This is a genomic window from Thermus brockianus (genome assembly GCF_001880325.1).
In the GTDB taxonomy this organism is placed as follows: domain Bacteria; phylum Deinococcota; class Deinococci; order Deinococcales; family Thermaceae; genus Thermus; species Thermus brockianus.
In genome coordinates this window covers 717560-739980 of the sequence record NZ_CP016312.1, presented here as the reverse complement: position 1 = coordinate 739980, position 22421 = coordinate 717560, and the positions used below count along the sequence as shown (strand labels likewise).

The following is a 22421-nucleotide window of genomic DNA, read 5'->3' as shown; positions in this document are numbered from 1 at the left end:
TCAGAGGCATGCGCACGGCGGAGATCCGCGAGAAGTACCTCTCCTTCTTTGAGGGCAAGGGCCACCTGCGCCTGCCCTCCTTCAGCCTCATCCCCGAGAACGACCCCTCCCTCCTCTTCACCTCGGCGGGCATGGCCCCCCTCAAACCCTACTTCCTTGGGGCCAAGCCCATCTTCGGGGGCAAGGAGTGGCGAAGGATCACCACCTGCCAGGAATGCCTCCGGGTAGGGGATATAGAGAACGTGGGCCGCACCTCCCGGCACAACACCTACTTTGAGATGCTGGGCAACTTCTCCTTCGGGGACTACTTCAAGAAGGAGGCCATCCTCTGGGCCTGGGAGTTCCTCACGGACCACCTGAAGCTGGACCCGGCCCGGCTCTGGGTTACGGTCTACCAGGACGACGACGAGGCCTACGCCATCTGGCGCGACCTCGTGGGGGTGCCGGAGGAAAGGATTGGCCGCTTCGGGGAGGACGAGAACTACTGGCCGGGGGGAGCCATCACCCACGGGCCCAACGGGCCTTCGGGCCCCTGCTCGGAGATCTTTTACGACCGGGGACCGGCCTTTGGCACCCCGGACGAGACCGGGCCCAACACGGGGAGCGGGGACCGGTTCGTGGAGATCTGGAACCTGGTCTTCACCCAGTACGACCGCCAAGGCCCCATCCCCGGCCCCGGCATCCTCAAGCCCCTGCCCCAGAAGAACATCGACACGGGGATGGGCCTTTACCGGGTGGCGGCCATCCTGCAGGACGTGGAGGACTTCTACCGCACGGACACCTTCTTCCCCCTCATTGAGCAGGTGGCCCTTTGGAGCGGTAAGCCCTACGAGGGCAAGGCAAGCGTGAGCCACCGGGTCATCGCCGACCACGTGCGGGCGGTGGTGGCGGCCTTGGCGGACGGGGTGACCTTTGCCAACACGGGCCGGGGCTACGTGATCCGCCGCCTCCTCCGCCGCGCCCTGAGGCACGGCTACCTCCTGGGCCTCAAAGGGCCTTTCCTCCACCGCCTGGCCCCCGTGGTGGCCGAGCTTTTGGGCGACTTCTACCCGGAGATGCGGGAGAACCTCCCCATGGTGGAGAAGCAGATCCGCCTTGAGGAGGAGCGCTTCCTGGAGACCCTGGAAGGGGGGTTGAAGCGCCTGGACGCCCTCCTCTCCGGCCTTAAGCCGGGGGAGGTGCTTCCCGGGCAGGAGGCGTTCCGCCTTTACGATACCTACGGCTTCCCCCTGGACCTCACGGTGGAGATCGCCGCCGAAAAGGGCTTTGGCGTGGATACCGAGGGCTTCCAGCAGGCCCTCGAGGCGCAACAGGAGCGCTCCCGGGCGGCCATGGCCTTTGAGCGGGAGATCTTCAAGAAGGGCGCCCAGGTGTTGGAGGAGCTCTACGCCGAGCGGGGGGCCACGGAGTTCTTGGGCTATGGGGCCCTCGAGGCCGAGGGGGAGGTGTTGGCCCTCCTGGCCGGGGACCAGAGCCTAGGGGAGGCGGGCCCCGGCACCGAGGTCCAGGTGGTCTTGGACAAGACCCCCTTCTACGCCGAGGGGGGCGGGCAGATTGGGGACTTCGGCCTCTTGGAGTGGCCGGGGGGCCGGGCGCGGGTGGAGACCACCCAAAAGACGGAAAGGGGCATCTTCCTCCACAAGGCCCGGGTGGAGGAGGGCGTCCTGCGGGTGGGGGAGCGGGTGCGGGCAGTGGTGGACCCGGGGCGGCGGGACACCGAGCGCCACCACACCGCCACCCACCTCCTCCACGCCGCCCTTCGCGCCGTCCTCGGCCCCCATGTGCGCCAGGCGGGGAGCCTGGTGGCCCCGGACCGCCTTCGCTTTGACTTCACCCACCCCGAGCCCCTGACCCCGGAGGAGCTGGAGCGGATTGAGCTCCTCGTCAACCGCTGGGTCATGGCGGACTTCCCCGTCACCTGGCGCTACATGCCCCTGGAGGAGGCGAAGAGGGAAGGGGCCATGGCCCTCTTCGGGGAGAAGTACGGGGAGGTGGTCCGGGTGGTGCGGGTGGAGGGGAGCCCCCTGCCGGGCCTGGAGTCCAAGGAGCTCTGCGGCGGCACCCACGTGCGCCGCACCGGGGAGATCGGGGCCTTCCTCATCCAGAAGGAGGAGGCGGTTTCCGCCGGGGTGCGCCGGATTGAAGCGGTGGCGGGGGAGGCGGCCATCCGCTTTGCCCGGGGCATCCTAAACCGCCAGCGGGCCCTCGCCGAAAGGCTTTCCGTGGGGGAAAGCGCCCTGGAGGAGCGCTTGGAGAAGCTCCTTTCCGAGCTCAAGGCCAAGGAGCGGGAGGTGGAAAGCCTTAAGGCGCGCCTGGTCCAGGCGGAGCTCAGGAAGGAGGTGGCCCTTTCCGAGAAGGGCGGCCTCCGCTACGCCGTGGTGGAGATGCCTGGGCTGGACGGGGAGGCCTTGCGCCAGGCGGCGGACGACCTGGTGGAGCGGGGGGCGGATGTGGCCCTGGTCCTCTCGGAGGGGCGTGCGGTCCTGAAGCTTTCCAAGAAGGCAAAGGAGAGGGGCCTCGAGGCGGGGAGCCTCTTCCGTGCCCTCACCGAGCGGGCGGGGGGCCGGGGGGGCGGCAAGGGGGCCTTGGCCCAGGGGGCGGGGCTGGACCCGGCGACGGCCAAGGAGGCCCTGCCCGGGCTTTTGCCCGTAGAATAGCCCCATGGGAACCGCGTTTGGCCTGTTGGCGGCCGCCCTCTCCTGGGGGCTTTTCGCCCTCACCTTTGCCCGCTACCAGAGGCGGCCTGCCCTGCACAACGCCCTTTATTCCCTAGGGCTTTTCCTCTTCGCCCTGGCGGTGACGGCGGAGCTTTGGGCGCGGCTTGTGGGGGCGTGGGACCCCGCCCTTTACCGCCTTTGGTACCTGGCCGGGGCCATGCACGGGGTGACCTTCCTGGGCCTAGGGAGCCTTGCCCTCCTCAACCCCAGGGCGGCCCGGGGGCTTCTCCTCCTCCTCAGCCCCTTGGTCCTCTACGGGCTTTGGCTGGTGGCCTCGGCCCCCCTGGACCTAAGCGCCCTTCCCAGCCCTTACGCCCCCTCGGGGAAGGCCTTCCCCGAGCCCAGCCTCACCTCCCCTAGGCTTTGGACCATCCCCTTTAACCTCCTGGGCACCCTTCTCATGGCCGGGGTGGCCCTCTACACCACCCTTCTCTTCTGGCGGCAAAACCCCTTGCGGGCCCAGGGCACGGCCCTCATCCTCGTGGCCGCTTTGGTGCTCGCCTCCACCAGCACCCTGAACCGGTTCGGGGTGGTGGGCCTGGAGGAGCTGGGCCGGGCCTTGGGGGTGGCCCTCCTCTACCTGGGGGTGGTCTTGGCGGACCGGAGCGCCTATGCGGGTGGGCGCGCTTGACGTGGGGGAGGCCCGCATCGGCCTGGCGGTGGGGGAGGAGGGAAGCCCTTTCGCCTTCGGCCGGGGGTACTTGGTGCGGAAGGGCCTCGAGGCCGACGTGGAGGCCCTTTTGGCCTTTGTGCGGCGGGAAGGGTTGGGCAAGCTGGTGGTGGGGCTTCCCCTGCGCACCGACCTTAAGGAGAGCGCCCAGGCCCAAAGGGTCCTTCCCCTGGTGGAGGCCTTGAGGGCCCGTGGGGTAGAGGTGGAACTCCTGGACGAGCGCTTCACCACCCAGCTCGCCCAGAGGCGGCTCGCCCACGCCCCCAAGCGGGTGCGGCGGGACAAGGGAAAGCTGGACGAGCTGGCCGCCGTGGCCCTATTGGAGGACTACCTTGCCCGAAGGCTCTAGGAAGTGGCTTTGGCGGGGGGTTTTGGCCCTCTTCCTCACCTTCGCCCTCCTCCTCGCCTACGCCCTTTGGCTTCTTGGGCCCACGGGGAAGAAGGCCTTGGTGCGCATCCCCCGAGGGGCCAAGGGGGCGGAGGTGGCGAGGCTTTTGGAGGAGGCGGGGCTTCTGCGCTCAGGGTATCTTTTCTCCGCTTACCTGCGCTTTTCCGGGCGGGAGAGGCGGCTCGTGCCGGGGGTGTACCGCCTCAAGGGGGAAGGGGCCTTCCGCCTCGCCCGCGCCCTCACCGGGGGGGAAAAGCCCTTGACCCTCACCCTCACCTTCCCCGAGGGGGAAAGGGCCAGGGACTATGCGGCCCGGCTTTCCCAGGCAGGCCTGGACGGGGAAGGCTTCCTCGGCCTCGTGGAAAACCCCGGGCCCCTAAAGCCCCCTTACGTGGAGGGGAAAACCCTGGAAGGCTTCCTCTTCCCCGCCACCTACACCTTTGACCTCCTCGCCCCCCCTGAGGAGGTGGTGCGGGCCATGCTCCGCCGCTTTGAGGCGGAGCTCACCCCGCCCGTGCGGGCCCTCCTGGCCGAGCGGGGGCTTTCCGTCCACGCCTGGGTGACCCTGGCCTCCATCGTCCAGGCGGAGGCGGGAAGCGAGGCGGAGATGCCCTACATCGCCGGGGTTTTCCTGAACCGCCTGGAAAGGGGGATGCCCCTTCAGGCGGACCCCACCGTGGCCTACGCCCTGGGCAAGCGCCTTCCCGAGCTTTCCCGAAGGGCGGGGGATTTCGCCGTGGACTCTCCCTACAACACCTACCGCTACGCTGGCCTTCCCCCTGGGCCCATCGGCAACCCGGGGCGGGCGGCCCTCCTGGCCGTCTTAAACCCCATCCGCCAGGACCCCAAGGGCCGGCCCTACCTCTACTTCTTCCACGCCCAGGGGAGGCTTTACCTCAACGCCGACTTTGCGGCCCACCTCCAGGACCTTGCCCGCTACCGCTACTCCTCCCCGTAGCGGAGAAGCCTAAGCTGGGCGTAGGCGAAAAGCAGGGTGAGGAGGAGGATGACCACGGTGACGGCGGCGGCGTAGCCTAGGCGGAAGTTCTCAAACCCCGCCTCGTAGAGGTAGTACCCCAGGACCCGGGTGGCTCCATAGGGCCCGCCCCGGGTGAGGAGGAAGACGGCGGCGTAGGACTGGAGGGAGAGGATGGTGCCCACCACCACCAAGAAGGCCACCGCCGGGCGCATGAGGGGAAGGACCACATAGCGCAACGCCTCCCACGGGCCTGCCCCGTCCACGTAGGCGGCCTCCAGGAGGGTTTTGGGGATGGCCTTGAGCCTTGCCGAGGCCACCAGGACCCCGTAGCCCAGGTGCCGCCAAAGGGTGAAGAGGACTACCATGGCGAGGGCCCAGAACCCCTCCCGGTCCCACGGGGGGATGGGGAGGAACTGGGCCAGGGCCCCGTACTCCGGGGTGAAGAGGGTGTACCAGGAGAGGGTGGCCCCGCCCAGGGTGACGAGCCCCGGCAGGAAGAGGAGGCTTTTGGCGAAGCGCTCATAGGGGGCCCCTTCCAAGGCCACGGCAAGCCCCAGGGATAGCCCCACAAAGAGGGGCAGGGCCAGGAGCATGAACTTGAGGGTTACCCAGAGGCTTCCCCAGAAGGCGGGGTCTAGGAGGAGGTCCCGGTAGTTTTTGAGCCCCACGGGTTTGGGCTCGGAAAGCCCCGACCACTCCCAGGTGGAAAAGCGGATTACGTCCAAAAAGGGGTAGAGGACGAAGACCCCTAAGGTCAGGAGAGCGGGGAGGGAGAAGAGGACCAGAGGCAGGCGGCGCACGCTAGAAGAGGTAGAGGAGGCTTAGGCGGAAGGGGAAGCGGTCGGAGGTGGCGGCCTCGAGGGCGATGGGCTCCAGGTAAAGCCTCAGCCCCAGGCCCCAGGCCAGGTGGAGCCCGCTTCCCGCCTGGTACCCGAGGCCCAGGGTGCCGGAAAGGGCCCCACCCGGAAGCTCCAGGCTCGCCACCGGCCCCACGTGGACCCCAAAGGGGTAACGGAGGTCCAGGCCGAGCCCCACGGAGGTGTAGAAGTCGGCAAGGACCAGGCCCGGGAAGAGGTTGGCCTTGAGGAGGGCGTGGAACTCGGGGTTTTGCGCAAGGAGGACCTCGGCGTCCAGCCCCGTGTCAATCCCCAAGGGGCTAATGGGGAGGAGGAGGCTTCCTTGCAGGTAGGCTCCCTTGTCCGGGGCGTAGCCCACGCCCAGGGTGTTTTCCGGGTAGGCCGGGGCCTGGGCCAAGGCCAGGCCCAGGAGGAGGAGCAAAGCCAGGGCGCGCTTCATATCCCCCCCATCCTACCAGGTAGCATGGGCCCATGCCGGTGGCTTTTTCCCTAGAGCCTTTGGAAGGATTTCTTCCCGCTAAGGCGGTGCCGCTTTTGGTCCTGGTGGGCCTCACCGGGGTGGGGAAGAGCACCTTGGTGGAGGCCCTTGGCCTTCCCCGGCTTCCCGACCGCAGGGAGCTCGTGGACCGGTATGTCCTTCCCCGCTACGGGGCCAAGCCCCCCATTCCCCGGGAGGAGCGCTTCCGCTACACCCGGCTTTTCCGCGAGGAGTTTCCGGGCGGGGTGGCGGAGGTCCTGGCGCGGGGGTATGTGGAGGCCAGGGGCCTCCTCCTCTTTGACGGCCTCAGGGGGGAGAAGGAGGTGGCCTTCGCCCTAGAGCACCTGCCCCGGGCCCACTTCGTGGTCCTCCACGCCCGGGAGGCCACCCGCCTCAAGCGCCTCCTTTCCCGCCAAGACGCCTTTGACCGGGTGGCCCTGAAGCCGGAGGAGTGGGCGGACCTCCAGGCCCTGGCCGAGGGGGTGCTTTCCCGGGAGGAGCTGGAGGAGGCCTTGGCCCTGGCCCCCCTGGAAGAGGTCCTCGCCAAGCTCAAGATTGTGGCGGAAGAGAAGAAAAACTACGACCCCGAAGGCCCCTTGCGCCTCCTCACGGGGCATCCCCGGGCCCTCCTCCTGGACACCGAGGCCCTCACCCCGGAAGCGGAGGTGGCAAGCGTCTTGGGCTTCCTACGGGAGAAAGGGCTTCTAGAATAGCGGGTATGGCGACCCTAAAGGACTTCCGCCTCATCCCCTTCCGCATCCCCCTCAAGGCCCCCTTGCGCTGGGGGAAGGCCTCCGAGCTCGCCGCTTTGGAGCACGCCCTTTTGGAGGTGGAGCTTTCCGATGGCTCCGTGGGCCGGGCGGAGGTGGCCATCCGGCCCACCATCTACGGGGAGACCTTGGGCAGCGTGGAGGCGGGGCTTCGCTACCTGGCCCCCCGCCTAAGGGGCCTCGAGGCGGACGACCAGGAGGCCATCCGGCAGGTGCTGGAGGCCTTCCCCTTCAACTTTGGCCTCAAGGGGGCCCTGGACACCGCCATCTGGGAGGCTTGGGCGCGGAGCGAGGGGGAGGAGCTCCACCAGGTCCTCAAGCCCGCCAAGCACCGGGTGCGGGTGGCCTACATCCTGGGCTTGGGCGGGGAAGAGGAGGTCTTGGAGGACGCCCGCCTGGCCTATGGGGCGGGGGTTAGGGTCTTCAAGGTCAAGGTGGGGCGGGACCTGGAGGAGGATACCCGGCGTATCCGCCGCCTGAAGGAGGCCTTCCCGGACGTGGACCTTTACGCCGACGCCAACGAGGCCCTTTCCCCCAAGGAGGCCGAGGGCTACCTGGAGGCCTGGAAGGCCCTGGGCCTCCGCTACGTGGAGGAACCCTTGCCCATAGAGGAGGTGGAGGCGAGGAGGCGGCTTAAGGAAAAGCGCATCCTCCCCCTCATCGCCGACGACTCGGCCATGACCCCCAGGGATCTCAGGCGGGAACTCCTCCTGGACACCTTTGACATCCTGAACCTAAAGCCCGCCCGCACCGGCGTCACCTGGACCCTGGAGATGCTCGCCTTGGCCCGGGAAAAGGGGAAGAAGGCCATGGTGGGAAGCCAGGCCCAAAGCAGCTTTGGCGCCTACCAATCCGCCCTCCTCGCCTTCCAGCAGGGGGTGACGGAGCCCTGCGAGCTCGCCTTCCACCTGAAGGCCGAAGGGGGCTTCTTCCCCTTCCCCGCCTTCCGGGAGGGGTGGCTTTATTGGGAGGACCTGGTGGAGGGCCGCTTGGACGAGGTGGCCTTCGCCCGGTATGCCCTAAAGGAGGTCTAGGGCTTCCCGGAAGTCCCGGAGCACCCCCTTGGCCCCCGCCTCCAGGAGGCTTTCCGCCCCGTGCCCCGTGAGGAGGGCGTAGGTGGGGATGCCGGCCCCCACGGCGCTCCTTACCCCAGAAGGGGAGTCCTCAAAGGCCAGGGCTTCCTCTGGGGCCACCCCCAGGCGCGCTAAGGCCACCCGGTAGGGGAGGGGGTCGGGCTTGCCCCGGCCCACCTCCTCCGCCAGGACCAGGAGGGGCGGCTTTAGGGAAAGGGCTTGGAGCACGTGGTGGGCGTTTTCCCTAGGGGCGTTGGTGACCACCCCCCAGAGGAGCCCTTGGGCCTCCGCTTTTTGGAGAAGGTTGCGAAGCCCCGGGGTGGGCTCAAGCCCCTGGGCGAGCTCGCGAAAGCGGGCCTCCTTGGCCTCTATGAGGCGATTTGCCTCTTCCCCCTCGAGGCCCAAGAGGTCCCGCACGATCTCCGGGTTGAGCCTCCCCGAGATGCGCTCCCGGTAGAAGACCGGGTCCACGGAAAGCCCGTAGGGTCTTAGCACCTCCCGCCAGGCGGGGAGGTGCAAGGGGTCGGTGTCCGCCAGGGTGCCGTCCAGGTCAAAGAGGAGGGCCTTAACCATGGGTCTCCCGCTCTAGCCCCTGAAGGAGGAGGAAAATCCCCGCCGCCAAGGCCAAAAGCCCCAGGGGAATCCCCCCTTGGGGCAGGAGGGCGAAGAGGGCGGGGATCAGGGTGCTCCCCGTGGCCCCGGCGTACATGAGCCCTCCCAGGGCCTTGTGCCCAAAGCGGGCCTGCACCAGGGCGAAGAGGGTGGAGAAAAGGGGCCCGAGGAGGAAGCCCGTCAGGGGGAAGAGGAGGGCGGTGGGGGGAAGGAGGTTGAGGCAAAGGAGCCCCATCACCCCCATCAGGAGGACCTTTAGGGCGAAGAGGGGCCTTGCTGCCACCCGCCTTGCCAGGAGGAGCCTTCCCAAGGCCAGGAAGAGCCAGTAGAGGGAGAGGAGCACCCCCCCTAGGGCGGTGGGGTGGCCCAGGGCCTCGAGCCAGACCCGGTTCCAGGTGGCCAAGGCCCCTTCCAGCCCCGTGTACAGGGCCACCAGGAGCAAAAAGGGCCATAGCCGCCCCCCCTCGCCCTGGTGCGCGTGGGCCACCGCCGGGGCGTTCCAGACGAGGAGGGCGGCCAGAGAGGCTAAAAGCCCCGCCAGGGCGAGGAAGAGGCCATAGGGCAGGAAGGTGAGGGCGAAAGGGGTAAGGACCGCCCCCAGGCCAAAGGCCACGTTCACCCGGTTTAGGAGCTCCACCCGTCTCCTTGGGTCCAGCTCCCCCACGAGGCTATTGCCGTGCACGTTCATGGTGCCCTCGCCAAGGCCCAGGAGAAAGGCCAGGGCCACCACCCAGGGGAAGGTGGGGGCCAAGGCCAGGCCCAGGAGGGCTAGCCCCACCAGGAATAGCGCCCCCGGAAAAAGGGGGTGGCGCCTTTCCCCTTGGGCCAGGCGCACCCCCAGGAGGAGGCCCAAGAGGAGGGCGGTGAAGAAGAGGGAAACCTCCTCCCCCACCCCGTACCGGGCCCGCCAGAGGGGGAGGGCCGCCCCCGGGAGGGCCACGATGACCCCCACGAGGAAAAGGGCGAGAAACGAGCCCCAGAAAAAGCGCACGTCCGCCATTCTCCCCCTTCCTGACCCTTTGGTCAATAATGGGAGGCATGGAGGCCCTGTTGGCCAAGGCCCTTTCCGGGGAAGGCTTCTTCGCTTTTCCCGGTGTCCTCCTGGTGCGAGGGCCCGACGCCCTTTCCTTCCTCCAGGGGCAGTGCACCCGGGACCTGAGGCGCCTTGCCGCCCCCGCTGGGGCCCTATTCCTCAACCACAAGGGTCAGATAGAGGAGGCGGCCACGGTGTTCCCCCACGAAGAGGGCTTCCTCCTCGCCCCCTGGGGCACCCTGGAGGGGCTTCTGAAGCGGCTTAAGCGCTACATCGTCTTTGATCAGGTGGCGCTCCAAGAGCTTCCCCTTTACCGGTTGGTCTACACGGATGGACGGGAGGCGATAGGGGAAAAGCCCGAGGGGGCGTGGCCTGAAGAGCTTTACCCCCTCTACACCCTCCTCAAAGGCCTTCCCCTCCTCTCGGACATCCGCGGGGAACTCCCCCAGAGCGTGGGCCTCCTTTCCCTGGTGGACTACGGCAAGGGGTGCTACGTGGGCCAGGAGATCATGGCCCGCACCGAGGGCAAGGCGGTCCCTTACCGCCTGGTGGGCCTGCGGGCCGAGGTGGCGGGGGAGGCCCCGGCGGAGCTCCTTTGGCAGGGCAAGCGGGTAGGGGAGGTGAAGCGCCTCGAGGCCACCCCCTTTGGCCCCTTGGGCCTAGGGGTGGTGCGGCAGGAGGTGCCCTTCGGGGCGGTGGTGGAGGGGGGCGGGGGGCGGTACCTCCTCTCCCCCCTTCCCTTTGAGTGAGGTTAAGGAGGCGGCGTGGAGCGGGCAGAGCTCATCGGGGTAGGCACGGAACTCATCTACGGGGAAACCCTGGACACCAACACGGCGGAGCTGGCCAGGAGCCTCAAGCCCTACGCCCTCAAGGTGGAGAGGACCCTCCGGGTGGTGGACGAGCCCGAGCCCTTGGCCAAGGAGGTGCGGGCCGCTTGGGAAAGGGCGCGGCTTGTGGTCCTCTCGGGGGGGCTTGGCCCCACCCCGGACGACGTGACCCGGGAGGCGGTGGCCCTGGCCCTGGGGGAGCCCTTGGAGCTGGACGAGGCCATGCTGGCGGAGATTGAGGCCTTTTTCCGCGCCCGTGGGCGGGATATGCCCGCGGCGAACCGCAAGCAGGCCCTGAAGATTCCCTCGGCCACCTGGCTTAAAAACCCCGTGGGCACCGCCCCGGGTTGGTGGTTGCGCAAGGAGGGGAAGGACCTCGTCCTCCTCCCGGGGCCCCCTCCCGAGTGGCGGCCCATGTGGCGGGAGGTGCTTCCCAAGCTTTCCCTTCCCCAAAGGCCCTACGCCGAGCGGGTCTTCAAGACCTGGGGCATCGGGGAGTCGGACATCGTGGAGCGGCTTGGGGAGCTTTTTGTCCGGGGCGAGGAGGTGGAGGTGGGCACCTACCCCAAGCTCCACGGGGTGGAGGTGGTGGTCCGGGGCCGGGAGGACCGGGTGGCGGAGCTTTCGGAAAGGATTAAGAAAAAACTCTTACGGGAAATCTGGGGCGAAGGGGACCTGACCCTGGCCGAGGCGGTGAAACGGCGCATGGAGCGGGAAGGGGCCACCTTGGCCACCATGGAAAGCCTCACGGGGGGGCTTCTTGGGGCGGAGATCACCCGGGTTCCGGGGGCGAGCCGCTTCTACCTGGGGGGCGTGGTATCCTATTCTGTAGGGGCCAAGGCCCGCTTCGGTGTGCCTGAGGAGCTTTTGGCCAAGACGGTTTCCGCCGAAACGGCCAAGGCCATGGCGGAGGCCGCAAGGTCCCTTTTTGGCGCCACCTACGCCCTGGCCACCACGGGGGTGGCGGGGCCAGACCCCTTGGAGGGCGAGCCGGTGGGCACGGTCTACGTGGCCCTGGCGGGGCCTAAGGGGACGGAGGCCAGGCGCTACCGCTTTCCCGGCGACCGGGAGGCGGTGCGGCTTCGGAGCGTTTACGCCGCCTTGGCCCTTTTGCTGACATGAGGCTTTTCTACGCGGTCTTTCTTCCCGAGGAAGTGCGGCGGGCCCTGGTGGAGGCCCAGGAGAAGGTGTCCCGCTATAAGGGCTGGAAGGAGGTGGCGCCCCACCAGCTCCACCTCACCCTCCTTTTCCTGGGCGAGAGGCCGGAAGGGGACCTCGAGGACCTCCTTTCCCTAGGCCACCGCCTGGGGCGCCTCTATGCCCCTTTCCCTGCCCGCATCCGGGGCACGGGCTACTTCCCCAACGAGGGTACCCCCAGGGTCTGGTTCGCCAAGGCGGAGGGGGAAGGTTTTTCCCTCCTGGCGGGGGCCTTGAGGGAAGGGGTGGCGGAGCTTTTGGGGGAGGAGGCCCTCAGGGCGGGCGGGGACAAGCCCTTCAAGCCCCACATCACCCTGGCCCGGCGCAAGGCCCCCGCCCCGCGGGTGCCCCCGGTGGTCTTCGGCCTGGAGTGGCCGGTGACGGAGTTCGCCCTGGTGCGTTCCGAACTCAGGCCCAAGGGACCCGTGTATACCATTCTGGAAAGATTCCCTTTAAGAGGTGACCATGGACGAGAACAAGAGGAAGGCGCTGGAGAACGCCCTAAAGACCATTGAGAAGGAGTTTGGCAAGGGGGCGGTGATGCGGCTTGGGGAGATGCCCAAGCTCCAGGTGGACGTGATCCCCACGGGCTCCTTGGGCCTGGACCTGGCCCTGGGCATCGGGGGCATCCCCCGGGGCCGGGTGGTGGAGATCTACGGCCCCGAGTCCGGGGGCAAGACCACCTTGGCCCTCACCATCATCGCCCAGGCGCAGAAGCAGGGGGGTGTGGCCGCCTTTGTGGACGCCGAGCACGCCCTGGACCCCCTCTACGCCGCAAGGCTGGGCGTCAAGGTGGAAGACCTCCTGGTTTCCCAGCCGGACACGGGGGAGCAGGCCCTGGAGATCGTGGAGCTTTTGGCCCGCTCTGGGGCGGTGGACGTCATCGTGGTGGACTCCGTGGCCGCCTTGGTGCCCAAGGCGGAGATTGAGGGGGATATGGGGGATGCCCACGTGGGCCTCCAGGCCCGGCTCATGAGCCAGGCCCTGCGCAAGCTCACCGCCGTCCTGGCCAAGAGCAACACCGCCGCCATCTTCATCAACCAGGTGCGGGAGAAGGTGGGGGTGATGTACGGCAACCCCGAGACCACCCCAGGGGGCGGGCCCTCAAGTTCTACGCCAGCGTGCGCCTGGACGTGCGCAAAAGCGGCCAGCCCATCAAGGTGGGGAGCGAGGCGGTGGGCATCAAGGTCAAGGTCAAGGTGGTGAAGAACAAGCTGGCCCCGCCCTTCCGCGAGGCGGAGTTGGAGATCTACTTCGGCAAGGGCTTTGACCCGGTCATGGACCTGGTGAACGTGGCCGTGGCCGCCGGGGTCATTGAGAAGGCGGGGAGCTGGTTTTCCTACGGCGAGCACCGCCTGGGCCAGGGCAAGGAGAAGGCAGCGGACTTCCTCAAGGAGCGGCCCGAACTCCTGGAGGAGATCCGGGCCAAGGTCCTGGAGCGGGCGGACCAGGTGGTCCTCGCCGCCAGCGAAGAGGGGGAGGAATGAGCCTTCTGGACCTGGTGCTTTTGGCCCTGGTCCTCCTCCTTTCGGCGGCGCTTTTCCTAAAGCGTAAGGGCGAGGACCGCACGGGGGAGGAGGCGAGGCGCCTCCTCGAGGCCGCCAAGGAGGAGGCGAGAACGGCCCTGGAGGCGGCCCGGAAGGAGGCCAAGGAGATCCTGGAAACGGCCCGGCACGAGGCCAAGGCCCTAAGGGAGGAGGCGGAGGCCCGGGCCAAGGTTCTTAAGGAAGAGCTGGAGGCCGAGCTCAGGCGGCGGGCGGAGGCCGCCGAGGCCGAGGCCAAAACCCGCCTGGCCCAGCTGGAGGAGCGCCTAAAGGCCGAGCGGGAAGAGCTAAGGGCGGAAAGGGAGCGGCTTAGGGGCCTTCAGGAGGAGCTAAAAGCGGAAAGGGAGCGCCTTAAGGAGGAAAGGGAGGAGCTTCGCCGGGAGGCGGAAAGGCTTTCCAAGCGGGGCGAGGCCCTGGATGCCCGGGCCCTAAAGCTGGACGCCCTGGAGGAGGCCCTTGCCCAGAAGGAGGAGGCCCTCAAGGCCAGGGAAGCGGGGCTTTGGGAGCGGGAAAAGGAGATTGAGAAGAAGCTTTACGAGGTGGCGGGCCTCTCCCCGGAGGAGGCGCGCAGGCTCATCCTGGAAAAGCTAGACCAGGAGCTGGAGGAGGAGAAGGCCCAAAGGGTGCGGGCGGCTTTGGAGAAGGCCCGCCTCGAGGCCCGGCGGGAGGCGCAGAAAATCCTGGCCCAGGCCATGCAGCGCCAGGCCTCGGAAACCGCCGCCCAGCTGGCCGTTTCCGTGGTCCCCATCCCCTCCGATGCCATGAAGGGGCGCATCATCGGCCGGGAGGGGCGGAACATCCGCACCTTTGAGGCCCTCACGGGGGTGGACCTCATCATTGACGACACCCCGGAGGCGGTCCTCCTCTCCTCCTTCAACCCCATCCGCCGGGAGATCGCCCGCATGGCCCTGGAGGAGCTCTTAAAAGACGGCCGCATCCACCCAAGCCGCATTGAGGAGGTGGTGGAGAAGGCCAAGCAGGAGATGAAGACCTTCATCTACGAGAGGGGGGAGGAGGCGGCCTTGGAGGCCGGGGTGGTGGGGCTGAAGCCTGGCCTCATCCAGCTCCTGGGGCGGCTCCACTTCCGCTCCAGCTACGGCCAGAACGTCCTCAAGCACTCCATCCAGGTGGCCCACCTGGCGGGGATTATGGCGGCGGAGCTGGGCCTGGACGCCGTCTTGGCCAAGCGGGCCGGGCTCCTGCACGATATCGGCAAGAGCGTGGACCGGGAGGTGGAGGGGAGCCACGTGGAGATCGGCATCGCCTTGGCCCGGCGTTTCGGCGAGCCCAAGGAGGTCATTGACGGCATCGCCCACCACCACGACCCCGAAAACGCCGAGACGGTTTACGCCGTCTTGGTGGCCGCCGCCGACGCCCTTTCCGCCGCCCGCCCTGGGGCCAGGCGGGAAAGCCTGGAGGAGTACCTCCAGCGCCTCGAGGCCCTGGAGCGCATCGCCCTCTCCTTCCCCGGGGTGGAAACGGCCTTCGCCGTGCAGGCGGGGCGGGAGGTGCGGGTCATCGTCAAGCCGGACAAGATCACCGATGCCAAGGCGGTGCTCCTGGCCCGGGAGATCGCAAGCCGCATTGAGCGGGAGATGAACTACCCCGGCCAGGTCCAGGTAACCGTGGTGCGGGAGAGCCGGGCGGTGGAGTACGCCCGATAGGCTAAAATGGGGCGATATGCTTCGGGGCGAGGACATCGGGATTGACCTGGGGACGGCCAGCGTCCTCATCTACGTGCGGGGGAAGGGGATTGTCCTCCGCGAGCCCTCGGTGATCGCCGTGGTGCAGGGGAAGCGGGAGGTGAAGGCGGTGGGGGCCGAGGCCTACCGGATGCTGGGGCGCACCCCCGGCAACATCGTGGCCGTGCGCCCCCTAAAGGACGGGGTCATCGCCGACTACGCCCTTACTGAGCGCATGCTCCTCCTCTTCCTGCAGAAGGTGCTTTCCCCCTTAAGCCGCTTCTTCAAGCCCCGGGTGATGGTGGGGGTGCCCTCCGGGGTCACGGACGTGGAGCGGCGGGCCGTGGTCCAAGCGGTCTCCGCCCTGGCCCAGAAGGTCTACCTCATTGAGGAGCCTTTGGCGGCCGCCATCGGGGCCGGCATCAACGTGGCCGAGCCCACGGGGAGCATGGTGGTGGACATCGGGGGAGGCTCCACGGACATCGCCGTGATCTCCTTGGGGGGCATCGTGCGCTCGGAAAGCCTCCGCATCGCCGGAAACGAGATGGACCAGGCCATCATCCGCTACATCCGGCAGAAGTACAACCTCCTGATCGGCGAGCGCACCGCCGAGGAGCTGAAGATCCAGCTGGGCCGGGCCAAGCTCCTTCCTGGGGAGGAGAAGGAAGTGGCGGAGGTCCGGGGGCGGGACCTCATCACCGGCCTTCCCCGCACGGCGGAAATCCCTGCGGAGGACGTGGCCGAGGCCCTTAAGGAGCCTTTGGAGAAGATTTTCCAGGGGGTGAAGGGCGTGTTGGAGACCACCCCGCCCGAGCTGGCCTCCGATATCTACGAAAGGGGCATCCTCCTCACGGGAGGCGGGGCGCTTCTCAAAAACCTGGACGTGGCCCTGCAGGAGGCCACGGGGGTGCCCGTGGTGGTGGCGGAAAACCCCATTGAGGCCGTGGCCCTGGGCACGGGGAAGGCCTTGGAGATGCTCCACGTCCTCGAGGACACCATCCTCTCCTCCGACGATGTCCTCCGGAGGTGACGCTTGGACATCCAGGAGATCCTGAAGCTTCTCCCCCACCGCTACCCCTTCCTCCTCATAGACCGGGTGCTCCAGGCGGACGAGAAGGGTTTCCGCGCCCTGAAGAACGTGACCTTCAACGAGCCCCACTTCCAGGGGCACTTCCCCGGCTACCCCATCATGCCGGGGGTGCTTATCCTGGAGGCCATGGCCCAGGCGGCGGTGGGCACCATCGCCAAGCAACCGGGCTTCGCGCCGGGGGGGCTCGTCTTCCTGGTGGGGGTGGAGGAGGCCCGCTTCAAGAGGCCCGTGGTCCCGGGGGACACCCTCATCCTGGAAGGGGAACTCCTCTTCTTCCGCCGCGGCCTCGGCAAGGTGGCGGTGAAGGCCTTGGTGGAGGGGGAGGAGCGGGCGAGCGCCACCCTTAGCTTCGCCGTGCGGGAGGGGTGATGGACCTTGCCGCCTACCTGAAGCGGGCCCGGGGCGGGCGGGTGGTGCGCACGGGGTTTTTGGAACCCGAGGACCAAGCCCTCCTGGAAGAGATGGCCCGGGCGGAGGGGCTGAAGGTTTCCCTGTTCGGGGGCTTCCCCTTGGCCGAGCGCAAGGTGGCCATCCTCTACCCCGAGGAGGTCCCTAGCGTCCAGGACCCCGTGGAGGTCTACCTTCTGGAGAAGGAGCCCCCGGACCTGGGGGAGGCCATGGGGGACGTGGAGGCCCTGGAGGAGGGGTTTTTGGTGACCCTCCTTCCCGAGGGGAAAAAGGCCCTTCTGGAGGCGGGCTATACGCTCCATCCCGCTCCCGAGGCCGTTTTCAAGGCCAGCAAGGGGGTGCGCACCTTGGTGGTGCCCTCCCTCCGGGTGGACGCCCTGGGGGCCAAAGGATTCGGGGTTTCCCGGAGCTACTTCGTGCAAGGGGTGAGGGCGGGGAAGGTGCGCCTAAGGGGCAAGCTCGCCTCCCCCAAGGACGAGATGCGCCCCGGGGATACCCTCTTGGCCGAGGGGTTGGGAAGCCTCCGCCTCCTGGAGGTCCTGGGGTCCACCCGGAGGGGTAACTTCAAGGTGAAGGTGGAGGTGGAGCGGGGCTAAGTGTGAGCCCCCCCACTTGCCGTGAAAACCCAACCAGTTGTACTATCTCCGGCGAAAACCCCAAGATCTGGGGGTGCGTGGAGGGGTTATGGAACGGTATTTCTTTGACGAGCACGCCCAAGCCATTGCCAAGCGCCAGTATCTCCAGCCCGGTGACGGGGACATTCTGGGCATGTTCCGGCGGGTGGCCCGGGAGATGGCCAAGGTGGAGCGCCCGGAGGAAAGGGCCCATTGGGAGGAGAAGTTCTACGAGCTCATGGCCACGAAGCGCTTCTCCCCCGGCGGGCGCATCCTGGCGGGGGCCGGCACCGCCCACGGCAACCTTCTCAACTGCTTCGTCCAAGGGGCCACGGAAAACCCGCCGGAAAGCTTTGCCGGCATTATGGAGGTGGCCAAAAAGCTCGCCCTCGTCACCAAGGTGGGCGGGGGGAACGGGGTGAACCTGGACCCCTACCGCTCCAAGGGCGGGAGGAGGCGGCGGCCGGTTCAGGGCGTGGCCTACCTAGCCGCAAGCCACCCCGATGTGGAGGACTTCATCCGCGGCCTCATGCGCCCTCCCATCAACCCCGATGGCCCTAAGGAAGAGATCGCCCTGAAGAACTTCGCCCGGGTGGTCTACGGGGAGGCCTCCCCCGAGCTCAAGGCCTTGGCGGAGCGCTACGGGGTGGCCCTGGCCCAAGAGCCCCCGGAGGACGCCATCCGGGTGCCCGACGACATGGGGGGCATCGTGGACGCCGCCAGGGAGGCGGCGGACCGGGCGAGGCGGGGGCTTGTCGCCCACGTGGACTTCTCCCTTCTCCGCCCCGAAGGAGCCCCCATCCGGGGCAGCGGGGGGACCAGCTCGGGGCCCGTGAGCTTCCTCTTTGAGATCTTTGACAACTTCCTGGAGTGGGCGGCCTGGGGGGCGGAGGTGGCGGGCCCTGTGGCCACCTTGCGCTACGTCTACGCGCCCGTGCTCCGGGTGGTGCGGCAGGGGGGATGCCTCCATCCGGACACCCTGGTGCACACCGACCGGGGCACCTTGCGCCTGCGGGAGCTTGTGGACCCCTTCAGGCGGGGCTGGCAGCCCCACACCCTGAGCGTGGCCACCGATGAGGGCTGGCGGCCGAGCCCTGAGGGGTACAACAACGGCGTGGCCTCCACCCTGCGGGTGGTGCTGGAAAACGGCCTCGAGGTCCAGGGAACCCCCAACCACAAGCTCAAGGTTCTCCGGGAAGACGGGACGCGGGCGTGGGTGGAACTCCAGGCGTTGAAGCCTGGGGACTGGGTCATCTGGGTGCTGGACGAGCACACGGGGACCCCGGTCCAACTGGCTCCCTTGGACGAGCCCCTCCACCCCAACGCTACCCCCATCCGCACCCCGGAGGTGCTCACCGAGGACCTGGCCTTCCTCCTGGGGTTCTTCTTCGGGGAGGGATTTGTGAGCGGGGACCGCATCGGCTTCTCCGTCCACGAGGAAGAGCCCATGAAGGAGGAGATCAAGGGCCTCTTCCGCAAACTCTTTGGGCTGGAGCTCCGGGAAGAAAGGAAACCCGCTGACCGGAGCCTTACCTTGGTCGTCCATAGCCGCCCCCTGGTCACCTGGCTCAGGAAAAACGGCCTGCTTAAGGGGAAAGCGCGGGAGTTGGAGGTTCCGAGGGCCATCCGCCAAAGCCCCCGTCCTGTCCTCGCTGCCTTCCTCCGGGGCCTCTTTGAGGCCGACGGGACCGTGACCGCAGGCTACCCCATGTTGACCACCGCCTCCAGGCGCTTAGCCCAGGATGTGATGGTTCTCCTGGGAGGGCTTGGCATCCCCTCCAAGCTTCTCCGCTACAATCCCCTGCCGGGGCGCTTTTCCAAGGCCGAGCACTACCGGGTTCGGGTGGTGACCGCCAAAGGCCTGGAGCGGTACCTGGAGCGGATCGGGGTGCCCCAGGGCTCTCGCCTTCAGGTCCTCTACCAAAGCCAACCGGATACCCGCCGGGAGTCTAGCTGGCCCTTGCCCCACGCCCAGGGGCTGCTTGGCCCCCTCCTTGCGGTGGCGGCAAAGGGCAGGAAGGGCCACGCCTCTCCCTACACCTCCTTGCGCAAAGACCTCCTCCGCTACCTCCGGGGGGAGCGCCAGCTTACCGCCACGGGGTACGCCCTGGTCCAGGAAAAGGCCCAAGGCCTAGGCCTGGAGGCCGAGTACTTCGCTTACAACGAGTACTACGTGCGGGTAGCGGCCGTGGAACCCGCCGGCGAGATCCTTACCCTGGACCTTTCGGTGGAGGGCAACCACACCTACCTGGCCAACGGTCTGGTAAGCCATAACACCCGCCGCGGGGCGGGGATGGCCACCCTCGCCATTGAGCACCCGGACCTCTTGGACTTCCTCACCGCCAAGGACCTGGACCGGGAGAAGGCGGAAGGGGACATCTCCACCTTTAACATCTCCGTCCTGGTGAGCGACGCCTTCATGCGGGCCCTGGAGGAGGATGCCCTTTGGCCCGTGACCCCCATTGAGGTTCCCGGCAAGTACTACCCTTACCCCCTGGAAGGCCCCTACACCGGGAAGCTCCCCGAGCTCCCCGAACGGGAGGACGGGGCCAAGGCCATCCCCCTCTTTGGGGGCAAGGTTCCGGCCCGTTGGCTGTGGCACGAGATCGCCTGGCACGCCTGGGCCACGGGGGAGCCGGGGCTCATCTTCGTGGACCGCATCAACGCCCTTTCGGCCCTGAAGGGGTTGGGGGAGCGTTTTTGGATTCGTTCCACTAATCCGTGCGGGGAAATCCCTCTCACGGTGGGCGAGCCCTGCGACCTCGGGGCCCTGAACCTCGCCGCCTACGTGAAGGACGGGGAGTTCCAGATGGAGGCCTTCCGCCAGGACGTGCGCACCGCCATCCGCTTCCTGGACAACGTCCTGGACGTGAACCAGTTCGCCCTGAAGGACAACGAGGAGGCGGCCAAGCGGCTAAGGCGCCTGGGCCTTGGGGTCATGGGCCTCGCCGACATGCTCATCCGCCTGGGCCTCCCCTACGACTCGGAAGCGGCCCGGGAGAAGGTCTACGAGATCATCTCCGCCATGCGGGAGGAGGCCATCAAAGCCTCGGAGGCCCTGGCGGAGGAACGGGGCCCCTTCCCCCTTTACAAGGCGCACGCCGATTACTTCCAGGCCCTTGGCATCCGTCCCCGGCGCAACGTGGCCGTCCTCACCGTGGCCCCCACCGGCACCACCAGCATGCTCATGGGGGTCAGTAGCGGGATTGAGCCCGTCTTCAGCCCCTTCGTCTGGCGCAGGATTGGCGGGGAATACAAGCCCCTCCTCCACCCCCTCTTCGTGGAACTCATGGAGGGCTACCCGCCCGCCCCCGGCTACGAGAAGGACGGGAAGTGGGACTGGGACAAGATCATTGAGGAGATCCAGCGGGACGGCCACGGCTCCGTGCAGAGCCTCCCCTTTGTCCCCGAGCCCATCCGCCAGGTCTTCCGGTGCGCCCACGACATCCACCCCTTGGACCACGTGCGCATGCAGGGGGTTGTGCAACGGGCCTTCGACGCCGAGGGGTACGCCGCCAACTCGCTATCTAAGTGCATCGCTAAGGGTACCCTGATTCCTACTTCCAAAGGGCTCATCCCTGTTGAGGAGATTGCCCCACCCCATCCCGAGGACACCTTTGCCCCGGTGGACGGCTTGTACACGGCGGAGGGATACCGCATCACCGCCCACTACTTCGCCGGCAAGAAGAGGGGGGTTCGGGTGCGTCTAGATAACGGGGCGGAGCTGGTGGGTGCTTGGGAGAGCCACCGCATCCTCACTCCCCAAGGCTGGCGCCTGATGCGGGAGCTTAAGCCTGGGGACCTCGTTTTGGGCAAGCTGGTTCCCGCTCATGGCCCTGGGGGAGCCCCGATTTCGCTGGAGTTTCCCCTGCGCACCAACGCCAAGGTCCTTCCTCTGCCCGAAAGGATGAGCCCCGAACTGGCCCTTTTCCTGGGGATGTTGGCTGCGGATGGTTCCACGGTGGAGAGCACCGGTTTTGTGGGCATAGCCACGAAGAGCCCGGAGGTGGAAGCGGCCTTCCGGGATGTGGTCCAACGGCTCTTCGGTGCGGAGCCCAAGGTGACGGTGGACAAGCGCACGGGGGTGCGCAACCTGTACCTTACCTCCAGGCGCCTGACGCGTTATGTAGAGGCCTTGATCGGCAAGGGGGCTGCTGAGAAGCGGGTGCCACGCCAGATCCTTCAGGGGAACGCCGAGGAGAAGCTGGCCTTCCTCAAGGGGCTGACCCTGGACGGCTATGCCCGCCCGGATCTGGGTCTTGTGGTTTACGAGGGCAAGAGCGCCCGGCTTGCTTACGAGGCCGCGGAGATGGCCCGGAGCTTCGGGTTGCCCCAGGTGTACCAGGGGCGCAAGAAAGTAGAAGCGCCTAAGGGGACGTACTTCGTCCATTCGCTGGTCGTTTCGGGCCCCCTGCAAGAGCTGGTGGAGCCCATAGAGGTCCATAAACGGATTCCCCGGGTGGACAGGCAGTACAGGGTGTTCGTTCCGGAGGAGGTTGTGGAGGCCACCCGGGTGGGGGTGCGCCATCCTGGATACGCCAATCTAAAGTCGGTGAGGAGCAGGGGGGTTTCCCACGTTTACAACCGCACCGCGGACCGCCTGGGTTGGCCCACGGAGGTGTTGGCCTTTAGGGTGGTGGAGGTGGAGGATGTGGGCGAGGTGGAAATGTACGACATAGAGGTGGAGGAGGTCCACCGCTATGTGGTAAACGGCATTCTTTCCCACAACACCATCAACCTGCCCCACGAGGCCACGGTGGCAGACGTGGAGGCGGCCTACGCCGAGGCCTACCGCACGGGGTGCAAGGGGATCACCGTCTACCGGGATGGCTCCCGGGAGTTCCAGGTGCTCACGGTGAAGAAGGAGGCGAAGGAAGCGAAGGGGGAGCAAAAGGAAAAGGCGCCCGAAGGGGAACCTTGGGTGGCCCAGGCGAAGGAGCCGCAGGCTCAGGAGAGGCCAGGGGGTCCCGTCTACGAGCGCCCGGGGCGGCTCATGGGCTTCACGGACATGGTGAAGCTCCTCACCCCCGAGGGGGCCAAGCGGAGCTTCCTCGTCACGGTGAACCTCCTCGGGGACCGGCCCATTGAGGTGATCCTCACCTCGGGCAAGGCGGGGGACGAGGCCAACGCCGATAGCGAAGCCTTAGGCCGGGTGGTGTCTATCGCCCTGCAGTACGGGGTGCCCCCCGAGGCCATCGTCCGCACCCTTCGGGGCATCAACGGGGGGCTTTACGGCACCTACCAGGGGCGGCTTGTTTCCAGCAAGGCGGACCTCATCGCCGTGGCCCTGGAGACCATCCCTCAGGCCTTCAAAAAGGGTCTCCCTCCGGAGGAGGCGCAAGAACCCCTCCCGAGCCTTTCCGGTGGGGGCCTGGCCCTTCCCGGGGCCTTGGCCTGCCCGGTGTGCGGGGAGAAGGCCTTGGTGCGGGAAGAGGGTTGCTACAAGTGCCAGGCCTGCGGCTATTCCAAGTGCGGCTAGGGG

The 22421-nt window shown here is 67.6% G+C and carries 18 protein-coding genes and 1 pseudogene; 15 read left to right on the top strand and 4 right to left on the bottom strand.

The window, feature by feature from the left end; translation table 11 throughout:
* Positions 1-8 precede the first annotated feature (8 nt).
* Genes alaS through mltG form a run of 4 tightly spaced genes read left to right on the top strand, consistent with a single transcriptional unit; the run spans position 9 to position 4733 of the window.
* A complete protein-coding gene (gene alaS / locus A0O31_RS03765) occupies positions 9-2657 on the top strand; it encodes an alanine--tRNA ligase (protein WP_071676729.1) in 2649 nt (882 codons plus the stop codon).
* Between the two features lie 4 nt (positions 2658-2661).
* Positions 2662-3348 carry a hypothetical protein gene (locus tag A0O31_RS03760; protein ID WP_071676728.1) on the top strand — a complete coding sequence of 229 codons (687 nt, stop codon included), beginning with the start codon at positions 2662-2664 and terminating at the stop codon, positions 3346-3348.
* Positions 3329-3736 carry a Holliday junction resolvase RuvX gene (gene ruvX, locus A0O31_RS03755; RefSeq protein WP_071676727.1) on the top strand — a complete coding sequence of 136 codons (408 nt, stop codon included), beginning with the start codon at positions 3329-3331 and terminating at the stop codon, positions 3734-3736. The genes A0O31_RS03760 and ruvX overlap by 20 nt, the downstream gene beginning before the upstream one ends.
* Positions 3720-4733, top strand: coding sequence for an endolytic transglycosylase MltG (gene mltG, locus A0O31_RS03750; protein WP_071676726.1), 1014 nt, complete (start codon positions 3720-3722; stop codon positions 4731-4733). Before ruvX ends, mltG begins: the two co-directional genes overlap by 17 nt.
* Here the strand turns inward: mltG and A0O31_RS03745 are convergent.
* Together A0O31_RS03745 and A0O31_RS03740 are read right to left on the bottom strand one after the other, a co-directional pair.
* Positions 4718-5554, bottom strand: a complete 837-nt coding sequence (locus A0O31_RS03745; protein ID WP_071676725.1) for a carbohydrate ABC transporter permease — start codon at positions 5552-5554, stop codon at positions 4718-4720. The two genes, mltG and A0O31_RS03745, sit on opposite strands and share 16 nt — an antisense overlap.
* A 1-nt stretch (position 5555) precedes the next feature.
* Positions 5556-6050, bottom strand: coding sequence for a bioflim formation protein (locus tag A0O31_RS03740; protein ID WP_071676724.1), 495 nt, complete (start codon positions 6048-6050; stop codon positions 5556-5558).
* Between the two features lie 32 nt (positions 6051-6082).
* Between A0O31_RS03740 and A0O31_RS03735 the strand changes: the two genes are divergently transcribed.
* Both A0O31_RS03735 and A0O31_RS03730 read left to right on the top strand, forming a co-directional pair.
* Positions 6083-6802 carry a DEAD/DEAH box helicase family protein gene (locus tag A0O31_RS03735; RefSeq protein WP_071676723.1) on the top strand — a complete coding sequence of 240 codons (720 nt, stop codon included), beginning with the start codon at positions 6083-6085 and terminating at the stop codon, positions 6800-6802.
* A gap of 5 nt (positions 6803-6807) precedes the next feature.
* The gene (locus tag A0O31_RS03730) at positions 6808-7893 is read left to right on the top strand and encodes an enolase C-terminal domain-like protein (RefSeq protein WP_071676722.1); all 1086 of its coding nucleotides are present in this window, start codon (positions 6808-6810) and stop codon (positions 7891-7893) included.
* Here the strand turns inward: A0O31_RS03730 and A0O31_RS03725 are convergent.
* Together A0O31_RS03725 and A0O31_RS03720 are read right to left on the bottom strand one after the other, a co-directional pair.
* Positions 7879-8505, bottom strand: coding sequence for an HAD family hydrolase (locus tag A0O31_RS03725; protein WP_071676721.1), 627 nt, complete (start codon positions 8503-8505; stop codon positions 7879-7881). The two genes, A0O31_RS03730 and A0O31_RS03725, sit on opposite strands and share 15 nt — an antisense overlap.
* Complete coding sequence (locus tag A0O31_RS03720) at positions 8498-9544, bottom strand: MFS transporter (RefSeq protein WP_071676720.1); 1047 nt, start codon at positions 9542-9544, stop codon at positions 8498-8500. Before A0O31_RS03720 ends, A0O31_RS03725 begins: the two co-directional genes overlap by 8 nt.
* A gap of 38 nt (positions 9545-9582) precedes the next feature.
* Between A0O31_RS03720 and A0O31_RS03715 the strand changes: the two genes are divergently transcribed.
* From A0O31_RS03715 to A0O31_RS03675, 9 genes and pseudogenes are all read left to right on the top strand, one after another.
* On the top strand, positions 9583-10326 hold the full coding sequence (locus A0O31_RS03715; RefSeq protein WP_071676719.1) for a YgfZ/GcvT domain-containing protein: 744 nt from the start codon (positions 9583-9585) through the stop codon (positions 10324-10326).
* A gap of 15 nt (positions 10327-10341) precedes the next feature.
* On the top strand, positions 10342-11526 hold the full coding sequence (locus A0O31_RS03710) for a CinA family nicotinamide mononucleotide deamidase-related protein (RefSeq protein WP_071676718.1): 1185 nt from the start codon (positions 10342-10344) through the stop codon (positions 11524-11526).
* On the top strand, positions 11523-12116 hold the full coding sequence (gene thpR, locus A0O31_RS03705; protein WP_071676717.1) for an RNA 2',3'-cyclic phosphodiesterase: 594 nt from the start codon (positions 11523-11525) through the stop codon (positions 12114-12116). The genes A0O31_RS03710 and thpR overlap by 4 nt, the downstream gene beginning before the upstream one ends.
* A pseudogene (recA, locus tag A0O31_RS03700) lies at positions 12067-13088 on the top strand (recombinase RecA). The gene thpR and the pseudogene recA overlap by 50 nt, the downstream one beginning before the upstream one ends.
* Positions 13085-14809 (top strand): ribonuclease Y, encoded by a 1725-nt coding sequence (gene rny, locus A0O31_RS03695; protein WP_071676716.1) that lies wholly within the window; start codon positions 13085-13087, stop codon positions 14807-14809. Before recA ends, rny begins: the two are co-directional and overlap by 4 nt.
* A 16-nt stretch (positions 14810-14825) precedes the next feature.
* Entirely contained in the window at positions 14826-15857 is a 1032-nt protein-coding gene (gene mreB / locus A0O31_RS03690; protein WP_071676715.1) for a rod shape-determining protein, read from the top strand.
* 3 nt (positions 15858-15860) lie between these two features.
* On the top strand, positions 15861-16286 hold the full coding sequence (fabZ, locus tag A0O31_RS03685) for a 3-hydroxyacyl-ACP dehydratase FabZ (RefSeq protein WP_071676714.1): 426 nt from the start codon (positions 15861-15863) through the stop codon (positions 16284-16286).
* Positions 16283-16921 (top strand): RNA-binding protein, encoded by a 639-nt coding sequence (locus A0O31_RS03680; protein ID WP_071676713.1) that lies wholly within the window; start codon positions 16283-16285, stop codon positions 16919-16921. The genes fabZ and A0O31_RS03680 overlap by 4 nt, the downstream gene beginning before the upstream one ends.
* 88 nt (positions 16922-17009) lie before the next feature.
* Positions 17010-22418 carry an adenosylcobalamin-dependent ribonucleoside-diphosphate reductase gene (locus A0O31_RS03675; RefSeq protein WP_084720301.1) on the top strand — a complete coding sequence of 1803 codons (5409 nt, stop codon included), beginning with the start codon at positions 17010-17012 and terminating at the stop codon, positions 22416-22418.
* The last annotated feature ends 3 nt before the right edge of the window (positions 22419-22421 follow it).